Raw genomic sequence first — 15,099 nt, 5'->3', positions numbered from 1 at the left:
TCACTCCTGGGCGAAGGCGAGGCAGTATTCGGACCACAGCGGTGAGGTGAAATCGGGCTGCACGCCCATCACCTCGGCGAACGTCGGGTCGCCGTTGCTGCCGGCGAATTTGCGCTCGCAGGAGATCTGCACCGACGCCGAGAAACACAGCACCTTCACCTTGACGGTGATCACCGCCTTGCCGATCAGCTTGCCGCTGGGGAAGTCGTAGGTGAGCGAGAGGTACAACTCGATGGACGCGCTGATCAGGCCGAGCACGTCGACCTCGCCGCGCAGCCGGAAGTAGGCGGTCAGCGAGCCCTTGTCGGCCTCCATCCGCAGATAGATGCCGAGTGCGATCGACACCGAGCCGGACGCCACCCCCAGGCTGACCGACAGGTACGCGCCCGCTTCGAGGCCGAGTTCGAGCACCTCGAGGCCGCGCGGCGAGAGCCGGATGCCGAACCAGCCGCCGCCGCCCAGGCAGAGCACCGCCAGGTTGAACGGCCGCTCCCGGGTGCAGAAGCCGAAGCCGACCGACACGACGTCGCCCAGGAACGGCACCCGGACGTCGGCGGCCAGCGACATGTTCGACAGGCTGAACACGCCGATCGCCAGGTTCGGCAGGGCCAGGCTGAAGCCGGCCACCACGCCGTCGGGCGAGACGTCCACGTAGGGAGGGTCGGAGAAGCCGTCCAGCGGGACCAGTTGTTTGATCCGCTCGACGAAGCTCAGGATGCCGATGAACTCGAGGTTGCCGACGGCGGCGTCCACTTCGGCCTTGCCGGAGCTGCCGGCCTTGAACATCAGGTGGTCGAACGGCAGCCGCATCATCGGCTCGCCGGGCGGCAGGGTGAGCGCGAAGCCGCGGAGCTCGGCCAGGATGTCGGCCTTCGGCTGGGCGCCGGCCTGGCCCTCGACGGCCAATGTCAGGCCGCGTTCGGGCAGTTCGAGCAGCGGCTTGCCGGCCACCATCAGCGACTTCAGCTTCGGCTGCCAGGTGAACGAGAACCGGGCGTCGGTGACCGCGGTGGCGATGCCCTGGACGAAGTCGATCACCGACTGCACCATCTCGGCATCGGCGGCCGCCGCGCGCAGGGTGCTGGTGAGCGCGATCAGCCGGTTCTTGGCCAGCGGGGTGAGCTTCGCCGCAGCCGCTTCGACGGTGCTCAGGGCCGCTGCCAGGTTGGTCAGCGCAGTGGCCAGCTTGCCCGGCGCGGACCCCAGGTCGCCGGGGGCGTCGATGATCGCCTGCAGGACCCCGTCCGCGGCCCCGATCACGTTGTTGACCAGGTCCTGGGCGGACGCGACCGCGTCGTTGGCCTTGGCCAGGACCTCGTTCGCCAGCGCGCCCCGGCCCTGGGCGACCAGGTCGTTCGCGGTCTGCTGGGCCAGGGTGAGGGCCTGCTGGGCCTCGGCGGCGGCGTCCGTGATCTCCTTCTTCAGCGCCTTGAGGTCGGCCATCAGCGCTTCTACCTTGGCCAGCGACTCGCTGACCAGGGCGGGGGCGTCGGACAGGTCGACGCCGACGGCGTCCAGGATGTCGGTGAGCTTGACGAAGCCGAACAGCTTCGGCAGCGCCGCCCCGAGGAAGGCGACCGGGTCGAAGTTGCCGGCGGCCGCACCCGCGACGTCGCCGACCGGGCCGGACTTGCGGGACAGCCCGGAGATCGGCAGGGACGGCGCGATGAACCCGCCGGCTCCGCCGCTGGAGGCACCGCCGGATCCGAAGCCGAGGGTGGTCGGCGCGGTCAGCTCGGCCCACACCTGGCCCGGGTTGCCCGGCCCGAAACCGCCGCTCAGCCAGGCTGCGGCGTATTTGATCTGCTGCGGCCCGGTCGGCTTCATCCGCTCGACCGCCGGGATCGTCGCCCGTGCGGTGACCAGGCTGGGCACGGACGTCCCCAGCTGCGGGGTGCCGGTGAAAGTCAGCGCAACGGTGGGCACCGCGTTGTCGACCCCGCCCGGCTCGGACGGAGCGAAGGCGATGTTCTGGCCCAGGCCGGGGATCTCGCCGACCGCGGCGAAGGCGTCCACCGGGCTCTGGCCGGCCGGGAACGGCGCCTTGTAGTGCTCGGCGACCCAGACCAGCGGGGTGGGCAGCTTCACCTCGCGGTCGTCGGCGTCCACGCAGTGCAGCACGAACTGGAACGGGGCGCCGCCGACGTTCGGGACGAACATGGTGTCCTGTGCGGCACCCGGGTCGGGGGAGAGGGTCGGGGTGATGGTGGGCACGATCTCGACCCGCTTGAACGGGTTGTTCAGCGCCGAATAGGTCTTCACCGGCTCGCCGACCACCAGGAATTTGCGCTGGTAGAGAGCTGTCCGCGGGTTGGCCTTGTCCTTGATCTTGCGTTCGGTGACCTTGACCAGGGTCGCGCGGTGCCCGAACGGGAACAGGTAGCCGGGGTAGGCGACCCGGACGTACTGGTCGCGTCCCATCGGCGCCTCGTGATCCCAGGACAGGATGGACGCCATCCCGGGCTGCTGCTGCGACCACGGCAGGGTCTGCCACTGGGCGTGCAGGTCGAGCCAGGCACCCAGGCTGGACAGGTACAGCCTGGTGGCGTCGATCGGTGCCGGATCGGTGATCTTGACCCGGTTGCGGGCCCAGGTCTCGCTGGACTGCCGGACGATCATGTGCCGGTCCTTGGAATCCAGCGACATCCGCATCGGCACGTTGTCGTGGCCGAACTCAGCGGTTGCCCAATTCGGGAACCGCTCCCGGTCGCGGGCCCAGATCGCCCGGACCCATTCGGCACCCTCGACCACCTCGCCGTCCTGGCGGTGGCCGAGCCGGGTGTGCCACAGCTCGATCGCGGTGCCGGAGGCGTCCGGGACGGGCTGGTCGGCGTGCGTCCAGCCGCTCTCGGTCGACGGTGAGATGACCAGCCGGTAGGGCGCCTCGATGGCGGTCTCGGCCAGTCCGGCGGGCCGGCTCAGCTTCTCGGGATTGCGGAAGATCGGCACGCGTTCGATCGGGATCCGCCAGTCCTTGACCAGGGTCGTCACCGCGATGGACGTTCTCGGGGCCGCCGAGGGTCTTGCGCACCTCGGCCAGGGTGCGGGCCAGCTGGGCGACGCCGGTCGTGCTGCCCGCGGCGTGTACCTCGACGATCGGCGGCGCCGCGCCGGCCAGGACGGCCCGGTCGAGCAGGCCGGCGTTCACCAGCACCGCGAGCTGGCCCGGGTCGAACGGGGTGAGCGTGGCGCGCTGGGCCGGACCCGGGGTAGCCAGCGGGTGGACGGCCATCGGGTAGCGCTCCAGGGCGTCCAGGAAGCCGGCGGTGCTGACCTCGACGGTGCTGCCCGCCGGCACCGCGACCACGACCCGGCTGGCCCGGGCGGGGATGCCGGCCACCGGGGTGGGCGGGACGCCGTCGGAGGGATCGGTGACGTTGGTGGGTTTCTCGGTTGGCTTGGCCTCATTCGGGACGGGGACGGTCTCGCCCTCGTAGGTGGCCTGCTCACCGAGATGCTGGAAGGGCAGCCCGAAGATCAGCAGGGCGGGGCCGGGGTCGCGGGCGGTGAGCGAGCCGGCGTCCAGCTCGAAGCCGCTGGTGCTGACCGTCAAGGACACCAGGTCCGCCGAGCGGATCACCTCGAAGCTGTGCTCAGGTTCGATCTGCTGCGGGGGCGGGACGGCCTGGCCGCCCAGATCGGGGAAGTGCACCGGGATCCGCCAGATCGGGTCGATCCGCTCGATCGGGACGCGGGGATCGAGGACCGGCCGGGTGATGACGGCTCGGACGCCCCCGAGCGGTATGCGTTGGATGCGCTGCGGATCGATGGGGCCGTCGCCACCCACCGGCTGGTCGATCGGCCGCTCGCGTTCCGGACGCTCGACGGGGATGCGCTCGAGCGGGACGCGCTCGACGGGGATGTGCTCACCGGGTTGCCGTTCGACCGGAGGCAGCTTCTTGGCCTTGAGCCGCTTCGCGACGGCAGGCGTCCCCGCCTTCCGCTTCAGGTTCCTGCCTGGCAGTTCCGTCGATCCGGACACGGCGAGCCCTCCTCCTGGACGTGGCACAAGCGTCAGTCTTTCCCGCTTTGCCAACGCTTGCCATGGAGAAGAATTGCGTAGTCGCACGGCAGACGGCGAGGTGCTTCGCGGATCGCTGGACAGCCCGCGATGCGGCCTCAATCCAGGCCGGCCGCGGCAGCCTCGTCCGGGGTGTCGACGTCGGTGGTGAGTTCGGCGGCGGCCAAGCCCCGGACGTCCAGGGCGGCCATCAGCCGGCGCACCGGGAGGCCACGGGTTTCGCCGACCGCGGTCAGCCGGGCATCGAGCGCCGTCCGCCGGTAGCGGCCCGCCAAGTACTGCGGGTAGCCCTCAGCATCGAACAGGCAGATCCCATCGACCCCGGCCGGCCCAGCGAGCTCGATGGCGTCCAGAACCGGGACGATCTCGCTCACCCGCGGCAAGTCGCAGGCCAACAGCAGCACCTCATCCCCGGGGACAGCGGGTGGCAGGGCCGCCATGCCGGCGGCGATTCCGGCCACCGGGCCGCCGAAGGGTGGGTCTTCGAGCGTTCGGGTCACCCGATCGGCCGGCACGTCGTCGGGCAGGTCCGGGCTCACCACCACGATGGCGTCACGAGACGCGCAGGCGTCCACGGCGATGGCCAGCAAGGACCTCCCGCCGACGGTGAGGGCGCGCTTGTCGCGTCCCATCCGAGCAGACCGGCCGCCGCCCAGGATGATCGCGAACCGTCGGCGCATCGGGCCAGCGTAAAGGTCATCGAGTGGGTGAATAAGGATCCGGATCGGGCAGGTCTGTCCCAGCCCGATCCGGATCGTTGTTTAGGGGTCGCTAGCGCGGGGACGGTTCTTGCGGTCACTGGGACCGTCGATCGGTACCTGGGGACGGTTCTTTCGGTGCACACCGAAGCCGTCGTTCAGCGGTCGAAGACCGACCAGCAGATGTCGTTGCGCAGCCGCTGGTCGTCCAGCACCAAGTCCCGGATCGCCTCCGGCAGATGGTCGCGTTGCCAGCGGCACTCCACGCGTCCCAGCTCGTCCGCGCGATCGGGTGGTGCCGTGGCGCGGACCGCTTTGATCGCGTAGGCGGCGGCGCCCAACTCGTGCGCAGCGACGTGGGCGACCGCGCCGGCCTGCCCGGCGGCGTAGGCGGCGAAGCGGGCGGCGCCGGTCAGATCGCGGGCGGCTCCCATCGCGTGCCCGCCGGCGGCGCGGGACTGCATCATCGCCACCTCGCCTCGCGTCCAGGCCTTGATCTGGGCGATGGCTTCGCGGGGACGCCGATCGCCCGGGCGGACCGCCTCGAACAGGGGTAGCACGTGCTCGGCGCAATCGGCCGCCCATAAGGCCAGCAGCCGATGATGGTGGTCGGTCAGGGTGCCGCCGCGACGAAGGGTGATGAATCGCGGGTCGCGGATTCTTGGCAGGATCATGGTCACCCAACCTGTTTCAGGGTGTCGGCCGCCGGAGCGAGTGCTCTCTCCGCCCGGCCGGTCACGGGCAGTTCGACCACTCGGTGCTGCCGTCGGAGAAAAACTGCTTCTTCCAGATCGGCAGCCGGGCCTTGATCTGCTCGACCAGTTCTGAGCAGGCGACGAACGCCTCGGCCCGATGCGATGCCGACACCGCCGCGACCATGGCCAGGTCACCCACCCGCAGGGTGCCCACCCGGTGCGCCACCGCGATCGCGTGGACGCCGTCGCGTCCGGCCAGCTCACCGGCGATCTCGGTGACGACCGCGTCCGCGCTCGGGTGGCGGACGTAGTCGATGCCGTCCACGTCCCGGCCGTGGTCGTGGTTGCGGACCACCCCGGTGAAGCTGACGGTGGCGCCTGCCCGGTCATCGGAAACCAGGGCGGCCAGGCGTGCCGCGTCCAGAGGCTGCTCGGAGATGGTGGCGAGAACAACGCGTGCCGGCATGGTCGTCATCGCGGCGATACTACGCCGCCGGGAGCTGCGCGGCCTGCGTACGATCGCGGCATGGCAGGGCGTCGGATAGCAGGATTGGGGCCGGCGATCGCCCGGCTGACGGTCATTGGTGGGTTGCTCGGAGCGACCGTGGTGGTGGCGCCGGCGTGGTACGTCCGCGCCGTCACCGAGGGGCGGATGGCGAGCGTCGATGAGGTACCGGCGCAGCCGGTCGCGCTGGTGCTCGGCGCCGAGGTGTACGCCGACGGGCAGCCGTCACGCTACCTGCGCGCCCGGCTCGATGTGGCCCGCGAGTTGTTCGCAGCGGGCAAGGTGCGGGCGTTCCTCGTCTCCGGCGATGGCACCAGGCACTACAGCGAGACCGACGGCATGCGCGACTACCTGATCGAGCACGGGGTGCCGGCGGACCGCATCGTCGGTGATCATTCCGGCTTCGACACCTACGACTCGTGCGTGCGCGCCAAGCGGATCTTCGGCGTCAGCAGCGCGATCGTGGTCAGCCAGACCTATCACCTGCCCCGCGCTCTGGCGATCTGCCGGGCGATCGGCCTGGACGCCTGGGGTGTCGGCGACGAGTCCGTCAAGACCAACGAGGAGATGTGGTCCTACGGCACCGTGCGCGAACTCGGCGCCAACCTGAAAATGGTCTGGGACGTGCTGAGCCGCCGCGCGCCCGTCCTGGGAGCCCCCGACGATTCGGTGCAGCGGGCGCTGCGCGACTGAGCCCAGGACGCCCTGATCGGGTCGGCCTACCTTTCGGGACTGCCGATCATCGTTGGTTGAGCTTGGGGAAGCGCTGATCCTCGTTGGTCGAGCTTGTCGAGGCCTGTCTGACAAGGGGTTTCGACACGCTCAACCAGCGACGACGGCATGGTCTCGCCAGCTCGCCAACGAGGGTCAGCGGCGGTTGAAGGTCTCCGGGTCGGGACCGACCCGATTGCCGGCATCCAGGGCGTCGATGGCGCGCATGTCGTCGGCGGTCAGTTCGAAGTCGAAGATGTCGGCGTTCTCGCGCAGCCGCTCGGGGCTGGAGGACTTCGGGAAGACGATCAGGCCGCGCTGGATGTGCCAGCGCAGGATGACCTGGGCCGGCGTCCGCTCGAGTCGGTGGGCGATGCCGGCGATCACCTGGTCGTCCAGGTCGGCGCGGCGGCCGAGCGGGCTCCACGCCTCGGTCGCGATGCCGAGCTCGGTGTTGGCGTCGACCAGGTCGAACTGGCCGAGGCTGGGATGCACCTCGATCTGGTTCACCGCCGGCACGACCTCACTGTTCTCGATCACCCGGCGCAGGTGCTGCTGATGGAAGTTGGACACGCCGATCGAGCGGGTGAGGCCGTCGGACCGCAACTGCTCCAGATCGTGCCAGGCCTGCAGATAGTTGTCGAAGTCGGGCGTCGGCCAGTGGATCAGGTACAGGTCGACATGGTCGAGGCCGAGCTTCTCCAGGGACTCGGCCAGCGCGGCCGGGGCGTCCGTCTGCCTGCTGTTCCACAGCTTCGTGGTGACGAAGATCTCATCGCGGGCGATGCCCGACTCGGCGATCGCGGCACCCACCTCGCGCTCGTTGCCGTAGATCGCGGCGGTGTCGATGTGCCGGTAGCCGTTGGCCAGGGCGTAGGCCACATGTTCCTTGGTTTCCTCGGCCGGCATCAGGAACACTCCCAGGCCGAACTGGGGAATGCGGTTGCCGTCGTTGAGGGTGATGCTCGGGATGTTCACGTCGCTCCTCGCTCGGGTACAGGTCTCGGACGAGCCTACGCGTCCCGTGACGCGCCGACAGACTGACCACGGTCATCGCGCCGATGCCGGGCCGATCGTCAAGAACCCGAAAAGTCCACACTCGATGCGGAGGCCTACGGCAGGCTGAGGCAAGAAGTCGCCTGACCTCCGCAACGAGTGTGGACTTTTCGGGTTTCGGGCGGCAGACCCGAGCTTGGTCACCGCACGAACACGGCGCCGGCCACCGCGACGCCGGACGCCAGCCAGCCGATCGCCACCACGGTGCGCCAACGGTCCGGACGGCTGAGCAGCTTCTGGGCCGCCATCAGCGCAGCCAGCGCAACGGTCGCCCAGGCCGGATGCCCGGCGAGGGTCAACGCCACCATCGCCGGTCCGCCGACCAGCAGGCAGGTGACACCGTGCCGGAGCCCGTACTCAACGGCAGCGGAGTCGGCGGACGCCCCGGCGTAGCCGACCGGCCAGGTGCGGCAGCATCGTCGTAGCGCCCGACGCTTCACCGCTGTCAACTCCCAGGCGCCGGCCGCCAAGACGACGACCGCGACGACCCAGGGCGCTGGCGAGCCGATCAACGACAAGGCGAAACCAGGTGCTAGCCAGACCACCACATATCCGAGCAGGAACAGGGCGATGGAGCGTTGCCGCCGCGACGTCCTGGTGTTGAATCCGAGGTAGCGCAGGTGCGGGATCGTGGTCGGCACCATCATCGCGAACACCATCGCCACCCAGATCAGCAACTGGCCGTCCGTCGAATGCGGCGCGTCGCCACCCTCGACCCCGTGGTGGTGACCCGGGAGTCCCCAGCCGGAACCGCTGGTGAACCAGCCCAGCGCCACCGCCAGCCACACCCAGGATGCGGACGCGAGCAGGAGAGCCAGCCATTCGGGGTGCTGGGACGGCCACATCCGGATCTGCCGGCCACGGAGGGCATGGGTTTCGACGGGCTCGACCGACGGGGTTCGGATCGACGCGGTCGGGGCCCGCGGGGTCTCGACAAGCTCGACCAACGGGGTCTCGACAGGCTCGACCAACGGGGTCTCGACAGGCTCGACCGGCGGGGTTTCGACAGGCTCGACCAACGAGGGTTCGACCAACGAGGTCTCGACCGGCGATGGCCCGGCCGGCGGGGAGGTCATTGGATCAGCAGCGCGATAGTGCCGATCACCACCTCCGGCTCGGGTGGCGCGTCCTCGGGGATCGGGTTGACCGGGGCCAGGGTGGCTCGGAACTGGGTGGCGTCCCAGCGATCCTCGGCGTCCAGGCGTTGTACCAGGGTGGTGATGTCGAACAGGTAGCTGAGTTCGTGGTCGGCGTCCGGCTGCTGCGACTCGCGCAGCCCGAACAGCGGCAGGGTGCCGACCAACTCCGGCGCCCCGGACGTCGGCTGCAGGAAGACGCCCCACTCGGCGCTGGGCAGCCGGTCGGCGCTGATGTGCTCCACCGACACCAGGAAGCGTTGCGCGGCGCGGGTGGTGGGGGCGTCGGTCGGGAAGGCGACCTCGGTCGGCCCCTCGGTCAGCCGGACGGGTTCCTCGGCGGCACCGACCCGCTGCGGCGGACGGCGGTCGCGCGGCCGCTGCGGCCCGCGGGTCGGATCGTCCACGACTCCTCCTGCACCCGACGAGGCGGGGATCGACACATCGGCGTAGCGGTACCCGAGGCCGGCCAGGTTCAGCACCTCGCCACAGCTGGGCTGGATGCGCTGGCCGGCGGCGTCCAGGAACTCGAAACTGCGATCGACGAAGCGGCTGCCGGTCGGGTCGAGCCCGAGCCCGGTGGTGCCGCGCCACACCTCCCAGAGCCGGTCCAGGTTGGCGTGGTGCAGCCAGAAGATCGGGTCGCCGGCAGCCTGGTTGAAGTCGCTCATCTTGCCGGTCGGGCCGCCGACGAAGACGTGCACCGAGCCGTGCGGGGTGATCTCCAGCGGCCCCGGGATGGCGTTCGGGGCGCCGGCGTGGTTGAAACCGGTCTCGGTGCCGGCGAAGGCCGGATCGAACGGCGCCGAGTACGGAGTGGCGAAGAACCAGCCGGCGGCGGTGGTCTGGGCGGGTTGCAGTCGGGCCAGCCGGGGCGTGGGCTCACCGCGGAACCGGACCGGTGAGTTCACCCCGAGGTCCCGGGCCGAGTCGAACAGCGGGTTGGGCGAACCGTCGTCCAGGGTCGGGGTGCGGAAGGCGGGCGGCAGCGAGCGGGCGCCGTCCCGGTCGTAGTCCCAGTAGGGCAGTGCCCAGCCGGCCTTGGTGTCGTCGTCCACCTGGTCGGATTCGGCGATGATCGACCGGCAGACCGCCTCGAACGCCTGCAGGTACATCCGGTGCCAGGGCAGGAAGTACCAGCAGAAGTGCTGGCAGGTGTTGCGCAGGCCGTCGTTGGGGTCGGGGAACATGCCATGCACCTGGGTGTGGTGGCTCCACAGCCGGTGCTGCGGGCCGGCGTTGCGCTTCAGTTCCCGGACGGCGACCGCGTAGGCGGCGATGATCGGATGGGTCGGTGCGCCCTCGGGCTGCAAGGCGTAGACGTCCTGCCGGACGAACGGCTGCGGGTCGGGGGGAATCACCGGCGGCTCGGCTGCTTTCGCGATCTCGTCCAGCCGGACGACGGTCCGCGGACCGACGTCGTCGAACAACTGGCCTTGTGGCACCTGCAACTCGACGACTTTGAACCGCACCACGGCCTGTGCGGTCTCCTGGCCGTAGGTGCCGTCCGCGCCGTGTACCGGGAGTGCGGCAGCGTCCCAGATCAGCAGCGCCTGCTGCACCTTGAGCACAGCCGGGTCGGTGGCGTTCTGGAACCGCGAGATGCGTTCCGGGCCTCCGTCGGCGATGCGCTGCAGCAGCGAGTCTCCGGCGAACAGTTGCGACGTCAGCATCGAGGCCTCCTGGGACGGTGTGCGCCCGATCCTGCCAACTCGATCGCGCCGACGACAGGGGTAGTTCTGCCACTGATCGATTCCAGGGCCGGCTACTCGCGATCAGTCCGAGATCGACCCCAGAGTGGTGGCGGGTCGGTGAGCCGCCAGGCGTGAACCACCCAGGTGCGGCGACCACTCTGGGGTCGATTTCGGACTGAATCGAGGTACACCGTGGGTCACCGACGCCGACTCGGTTTCGACAAGCTCAGCGGTGCGCGGAAAGATGGAGCACGTGCTTTCCCTGCCCGCGCTGCTGACCGATCGTTTCCAGGCCGTCACCGGGGTGGATCCTGAGCTCCGTCCGGCGACCAGGCCGCAGTTCGGGCACTTCCAGTCCAATGTGGCGCTTCGGCTGGCGAAGGCCGAGGGCATGCCGCCGCGCGAGATCGCCCAGCGCATCGTAGCCGCGGCCGAGGTCGCCGACCTGTGTGAGCCGCTTGAGATCGCCGGCCCGGGCTTCATCAACATCCGGCTGCGCAACGATGTGCTGGCCGCGGTGGTGACCGGCATCCTGCGCGATCCGGACGCCGTGATCGAGCGGGCCGACCAGCCGCAGCGGGTGGTGATCGACTATTCGGCGCCCAACGTGGCCAAGCCGATGCACGTCGGCAACCTGCGCTCGACCATCATCGGCGACTGCTTCGCTCGGGTGCTGCGCGCCCAGGGCCACACGGTGATCGCGCAGAACCACATCGGCGACTGGGGCACCCAGTTCGGCATGCTGGTCGAGCAGATCCTGGTCGAAGGCATCGACGCCGGCACCCTCGATCTCGCCTCGTCGGTGGCCCTCTACCGGCGGGCACAGGAGCACTTCCGCGCCGACGAGGCGTTCGCGGACGCCGCCCGCCGCAGGGTGGTGGCGCTGCAGTCCGGGGATGAGCAGACTCGGGCGATCTGGCGCTCGCTGATCGAGGTTTCCAAGGTCGGCTTCAACACCGCCTACCGCCGGCTGGGCGTGCTGCTCACCGACGACGACCTGGCCGGCGAGTCGATCTACAACGATCTGCTCGCCGGTGTCGCCGACGACCTGTCGGCGTCCGGCATCGCGGTGGTCGATGACGGAGCACTTGTGGTGTTCGTGCCCGGTGACGAGGCCCCGCTGATCGTCCGCAAGTCCGACGGCGGCTACGGCTACGCCGCCACCGACCTGGCCGCCGTCCGGTACCGGTTCGGCACCCTGGACGCCACCCGCTGCATCTACGTGGTGGGCTCGCCGCAGGCGCATCACTTCGCGCAGGTGTTCGCGGTGTCCCGGATGGCCGGCTGGGTGCCCGAAGGCGGCGTCCTCGAGCATGTCGGCTTCGGTTCGGTGCTCGGCCCGGACGGCAAGATGTTCAAGACCCGGGACGGCAAGACCGTCACCCTGGACACCCTGCTCGACCTGGCCGAGGAGGTTGCTGCGCCCGACATCGCGATGGCCGCGGTGAAGTACGCCGACCTCTCCACCTCGCTGCACAAGGACTACGTCTTCGACGCCGACCGGATGACGGCCACCACCGGCAACACCGGTCCGTACCTGCAGTACGCGCACGCCCGGGTCAGCGGCATCCTGCGCAAGGCGGAGGCGGAGGGTTGGGCGTCCAACGGTGTCACCGTGCTGGACGACCCCGCCGAGCAGGCTCTCGCGCTGCTGCTCTCCCGCTTCGGCGAGGTGGTCGCCGAGGTGGCCTCCGGGCTGCAGCCGCACAAGCTGTGCACCTACCTGTTCGACACCGCCACCGCGTTGAGCACCTTCTACGAGCAGTGCCCGGTGCTGAAGAGCGAGGGTGACGTGCGGACGTCCCGGCTGGCGATCTGTGCCGCCACCCGGACGGTGCTGGCGAAGGGTCTGTACCTGCTCGGGATCGTCGCCCCCGACCGGATGTGACCGCAGGGAGACCTCGGTATGTTCGGACCAGCCAACCGCCGGCACCTTCACGTGATGACCTTCAACATCCGGCTGGCGCATGGCCACACCCGGTCTGGTGAGCCGGATCACTGGCCCGATCGTGCCCCGCTGGTGGCCACCCTGCTTCGAGCCGAGCAACCGACGCTGTTGGGAATCCAGGAAGGCACCTTCCCGCAGCTGCCCGTCATCGCCAGCGCTCTTCCTGGTCATGGGATGGTCGGCTACGGACGCGACGGCGGCAGCGCCGGCGAGCATGCCGCGATCTTCTTCGATGCGGCCCGGCTGAGGCTGCTCGAGTGGGATCAGCTGTGGCTCTCGGACACCCCCAGACTGGTCGGCTCGTGCACCTGGGGAAACCAGGTGACGCGCATCCTGACCTGGGCGCGGTTTCGCGATCGGGCCACGAACACGGACTTCGTGCACGTCAACACGCACTTCGACCATGAGTCGGAGCAGGCCCGGGTGCGCAGCGCGGAGATGCTGGCCGACCTCGTCGCCGGCGATCAGTTCGCGGACGTCCCAGTCATCGTGACCGGGGACTTCAATGCCCCCGTCGGGTCGCCGTCCTGGCATGCGCTGGTGACTCGCGGTCCGCTGGCCGACTTCTGGGAAACGGCCGATCAGCGGGTCACGCCGGCCTGGGGTACGTTCCCGGACTACGGCGAACGGGTCGAGGACGGCGAGCGGATCGACTGGATGCTGGGCTCGCCGGGAGTGCGCGCCGAGAAGATCGGGATCGGCGCTGTTCCCGTCGGCGAACCTGCGCCGTCGGACCATGCGCCCATCCAGGCGCTGATCCGGCTGAGCTGAATCACGTCGGTCGAGCTGTCGAGACCCGGTGGACGGGCCGGGCCGAGAGGGTCTCGACCAGTTCGACCTGCGGTGTGAGGGGGCTCGACCAGTTCGACCTGCGGTGTGAGGGGTCTCGACGAGCTTGACCTCGGGTGTGAGGGGTCTCGACCAGCTCCACCAGCGATCGTTGTCTCCGGCTCAGGTGCTCAGCCGCGGCTGGTAGCTGACCCGCTTGCCGGTGTGGTCGGTGTAGCCGATCGAGCGCACCAGGCGGTGCGTGGACGAGTCGGAGGAGACTTCCGCCTCGGAGAGCACCAGGTACCAGACGCTGCCGTCGGGCATCGTGCCGACGGTCCAGCGGGCCCGCTCTGCCGGTGTGATGGTGACCGCCGAAGCGCCGTGGGGGAGCATCCCCACCGAGGCCCGCTGCGCAACATTCGACAAGAAGGCACGTACCTCGGTACCCGCGGGCGACCCCCACACGATGGGCGACACGGCGCCGCTGGCACCGAACACACCCCAGCCGCCGTCCTCAATGTCGCGCCGCCCGGCGTTGCGGTACACCGTCAGGGTGGTGTCGCCGACAGTCAGCCCGGCACTGGGCAACACCGTGTCGGGGGCGGTCCGGACCAGGCCGTCCGAGCCGATCCAAATCAGCTGGGCATCGCGTCCGCGGCCCTCGTCCCAGCTGGCCGCCAGGGTGACTCCGGTGTTCAGGTCGGTCCATCGCCGCAGCTGACCGGGGATCGGACCGCTGAGTTGCGCGTCCCGCACCACGTCGGGAATCAGCGTCACGGTCAGCCCGGTTCGCACCGTGGTGGTGAAGAGCCGACCCGGCGCCGCGACGTAGGTGTGCTGACGCACGTCGTCCGGACGGCCGGCGATCTCCTCGGTGACGGTGAGCCGCACCTGGTCGGCGGCAGCGTCCGCACGGACGGTGATCACTCGGCGGATCGCGGGTTCGCCGGTGGTGAAGCCGAAGACGGCCGTGGTCACCCCGGGCCGGACCGATGGGGTCGCCAGCGGCGCCGGCTGAACGGTGACCGGACGTGGCGCGAGCACCACCCAGCCCAGCAACCCGGCGGTCACCGCGGCCGCCGTCGCTGCGACCAGCTGACGGGCCCGGCGTTGCCGCTGGATGCGTGCCGCGCGGGCGAGAACCTCCGGCACGCCGACCGACGGCCGGGCCTCGCCGGCAAGCTGCTGCAGGCCGTCCCGCAACCGCGCCTCGGTGGTCGTCATCGCTGGTCTCCTTTCCCGAGCGGAGCGTCGTGCTGCGCCCGCAAGCCGGCCAGGGCACGGGAGCAGGCCGACTTCACCGCGCCCACGCTGATGCCCAGGCACTCGGCGGTCTGTGCCTCGGTGTAGTCGTCGAAGTAGCGCAGCACCACGATCCGGCGCTGCCGTGGAGTGAGGGTGGCGAGTATCCGGGCGGCTTGGTCGCGGTCATCGACCTGATCCTGCGCCCGGTCGACGAACGGGCGATCCGCCCATTCGGTGGGGATCGGCCGCCGCCGGCGCCGTTCGTCGATGCTGAGGTTGACCAGGACCCGGCGGGCGTACCCGGTCGCGTCGTCCAACCGGACCCGGTCCCAGGCCGCATAGGTCCTGGTCAGCGTCTCCTGCACGAGTTCGTCGGCACGGTCCTGGTCGCCGGTCAGCAGGTAGGCCGTGCGAGCCAGGTAGCGCCGGGCGGACGTGGCGAAGGCGGTGAATTCCGTCTCCCGCCGCGACCTGCCCCCGAATCCGACCATGCGATCCCCTCCATCGATTGCCACTCTCTACGCAGCGGGGCTCTCGATGGTTGCCTCTCGGCGGAAAGTGCGCTGGTTCTCGTTGGTCGAGCTTGTCGAGACCTCCCCTGAGGAAGCGCTGATGATCG

General features: G+C 70.0%; 12 protein-coding genes. 3 read left to right on the top strand and 9 right to left on the bottom strand.

The window, feature by feature from the left end; translation table 11 throughout:
* The 4 genes from QM711_RS05660 to QM711_RS05645 all read right to left on the bottom strand — a co-directional run bounded on the left by QM711_RS05660 (position 1) and on the right by QM711_RS05645 (position 5,889).
* The gene (locus QM711_RS05660) at positions 1-2,991 is read right to left on the bottom strand and encodes a hypothetical protein (RefSeq protein ID WP_415097172.1); all 2,991 of its coding nucleotides are present in this window, start codon (positions 2,989-2,991) and stop codon (positions 1-3) included.
* 1,128 nt (positions 2,992-4,119) lie between these two features.
* The gene (locus QM711_RS05655; protein WP_415097170.1) at positions 4,120-4,701 is read right to left on the bottom strand and encodes a molybdenum cofactor guanylyltransferase; all 582 of its coding nucleotides are present in this window, start codon (positions 4,699-4,701) and stop codon (positions 4,120-4,122) included.
* 176 nt (positions 4,702-4,877) lie between these two features.
* Positions 4,878-5,393, bottom strand: a complete 516-nt coding sequence (locus QM711_RS05650; RefSeq protein ID WP_415097168.1) for a putative immunity protein — start codon at positions 5,391-5,393, stop codon at positions 4,878-4,880.
* Positions 5,394-5,454: 61 nt separating this feature from the next.
* Positions 5,455-5,889 (bottom strand): molybdenum cofactor biosynthesis protein MoaE, encoded by a 435-nt coding sequence (locus QM711_RS05645; protein ID WP_415097166.1) that lies wholly within the window; start codon positions 5,887-5,889, stop codon positions 5,455-5,457.
* 51 nt (positions 5,890-5,940) lie between these two features.
* Here QM711_RS05645 and QM711_RS05640 point away from each other — a divergent pair, with 51 nt between their 5' ends.
* A complete protein-coding gene (locus QM711_RS05640) occupies positions 5,941-6,612 on the top strand; it encodes a SanA/YdcF family protein (RefSeq protein WP_415097164.1) in 672 nt (223 codons plus the stop codon).
* A gap of 174 nt (positions 6,613-6,786) precedes the next feature.
* Here QM711_RS05640 and QM711_RS05635 read toward each other — a convergent pair whose 3' ends face one another.
* From QM711_RS05635 to QM711_RS05625, 3 genes are all read right to left on the bottom strand, one after another.
* Entirely contained in the window at positions 6,787-7,608 is an 822-nt protein-coding gene (locus QM711_RS05635; RefSeq protein ID WP_415097162.1) for an aldo/keto reductase, read from the bottom strand.
* 218 nt (positions 7,609-7,826) lie between these two features.
* Positions 7,827-8,762 (bottom strand): DUF2182 domain-containing protein, encoded by a 936-nt coding sequence (locus QM711_RS05630; protein WP_415097160.1) that lies wholly within the window; start codon positions 8,760-8,762, stop codon positions 7,827-7,829.
* Positions 8,759-10,495, bottom strand: a complete 1,737-nt coding sequence (locus QM711_RS05625; RefSeq protein WP_415097158.1) for a tyrosinase family protein — start codon at positions 10,493-10,495, stop codon at positions 8,759-8,761. The genes QM711_RS05630 and QM711_RS05625 overlap by 4 nt, the downstream gene beginning before the upstream one ends.
* A 265-nt stretch (positions 10,496-10,760) precedes the next feature.
* Between QM711_RS05625 and argS the strand changes: the two genes are divergently transcribed.
* Together argS and QM711_RS05615 are read left to right on the top strand one after the other, a co-directional pair.
* On the top strand, positions 10,761-12,404 hold the full coding sequence (gene argS, locus QM711_RS05620; RefSeq protein ID WP_415097156.1) for an arginine--tRNA ligase: 1,644 nt from the start codon (positions 10,761-10,763) through the stop codon (positions 12,402-12,404).
* A 54-nt stretch (positions 12,405-12,458) separates the two neighbouring features.
* On the top strand, positions 12,459-13,235 hold the full coding sequence (locus tag QM711_RS05615; RefSeq protein WP_415097154.1) for an endonuclease/exonuclease/phosphatase family protein: 777 nt from the start codon (positions 12,459-12,461) through the stop codon (positions 13,233-13,235).
* Between the two features lie 180 nt (positions 13,236-13,415).
* Here QM711_RS05615 and QM711_RS05610 read toward each other — a convergent pair whose 3' ends face one another.
* Together QM711_RS05610 and QM711_RS05605 are read right to left on the bottom strand one after the other, a co-directional pair.
* Positions 13,416-14,459, bottom strand: a complete 1,044-nt coding sequence (locus QM711_RS05610; protein WP_415097152.1) for a hypothetical protein — start codon at positions 14,457-14,459, stop codon at positions 13,416-13,418.
* Entirely contained in the window at positions 14,456-14,971 is a 516-nt protein-coding gene (locus QM711_RS05605; RefSeq protein WP_415097150.1) for a SigE family RNA polymerase sigma factor, read from the bottom strand. The genes QM711_RS05610 and QM711_RS05605 overlap by 4 nt, the downstream gene beginning before the upstream one ends.
* Positions 14,972-15,099: the final 128 nt, after the last annotated feature.

It is taken from the genome of Micropruina sp. (genome assembly GCF_047602385.1).
GTDB lineage: Bacteria > Actinomycetota > Actinomycetes > Propionibacteriales > Propionibacteriaceae > Micropruina.
This window is presented reverse-complemented; position numbering and strand designations above follow the sequence as displayed.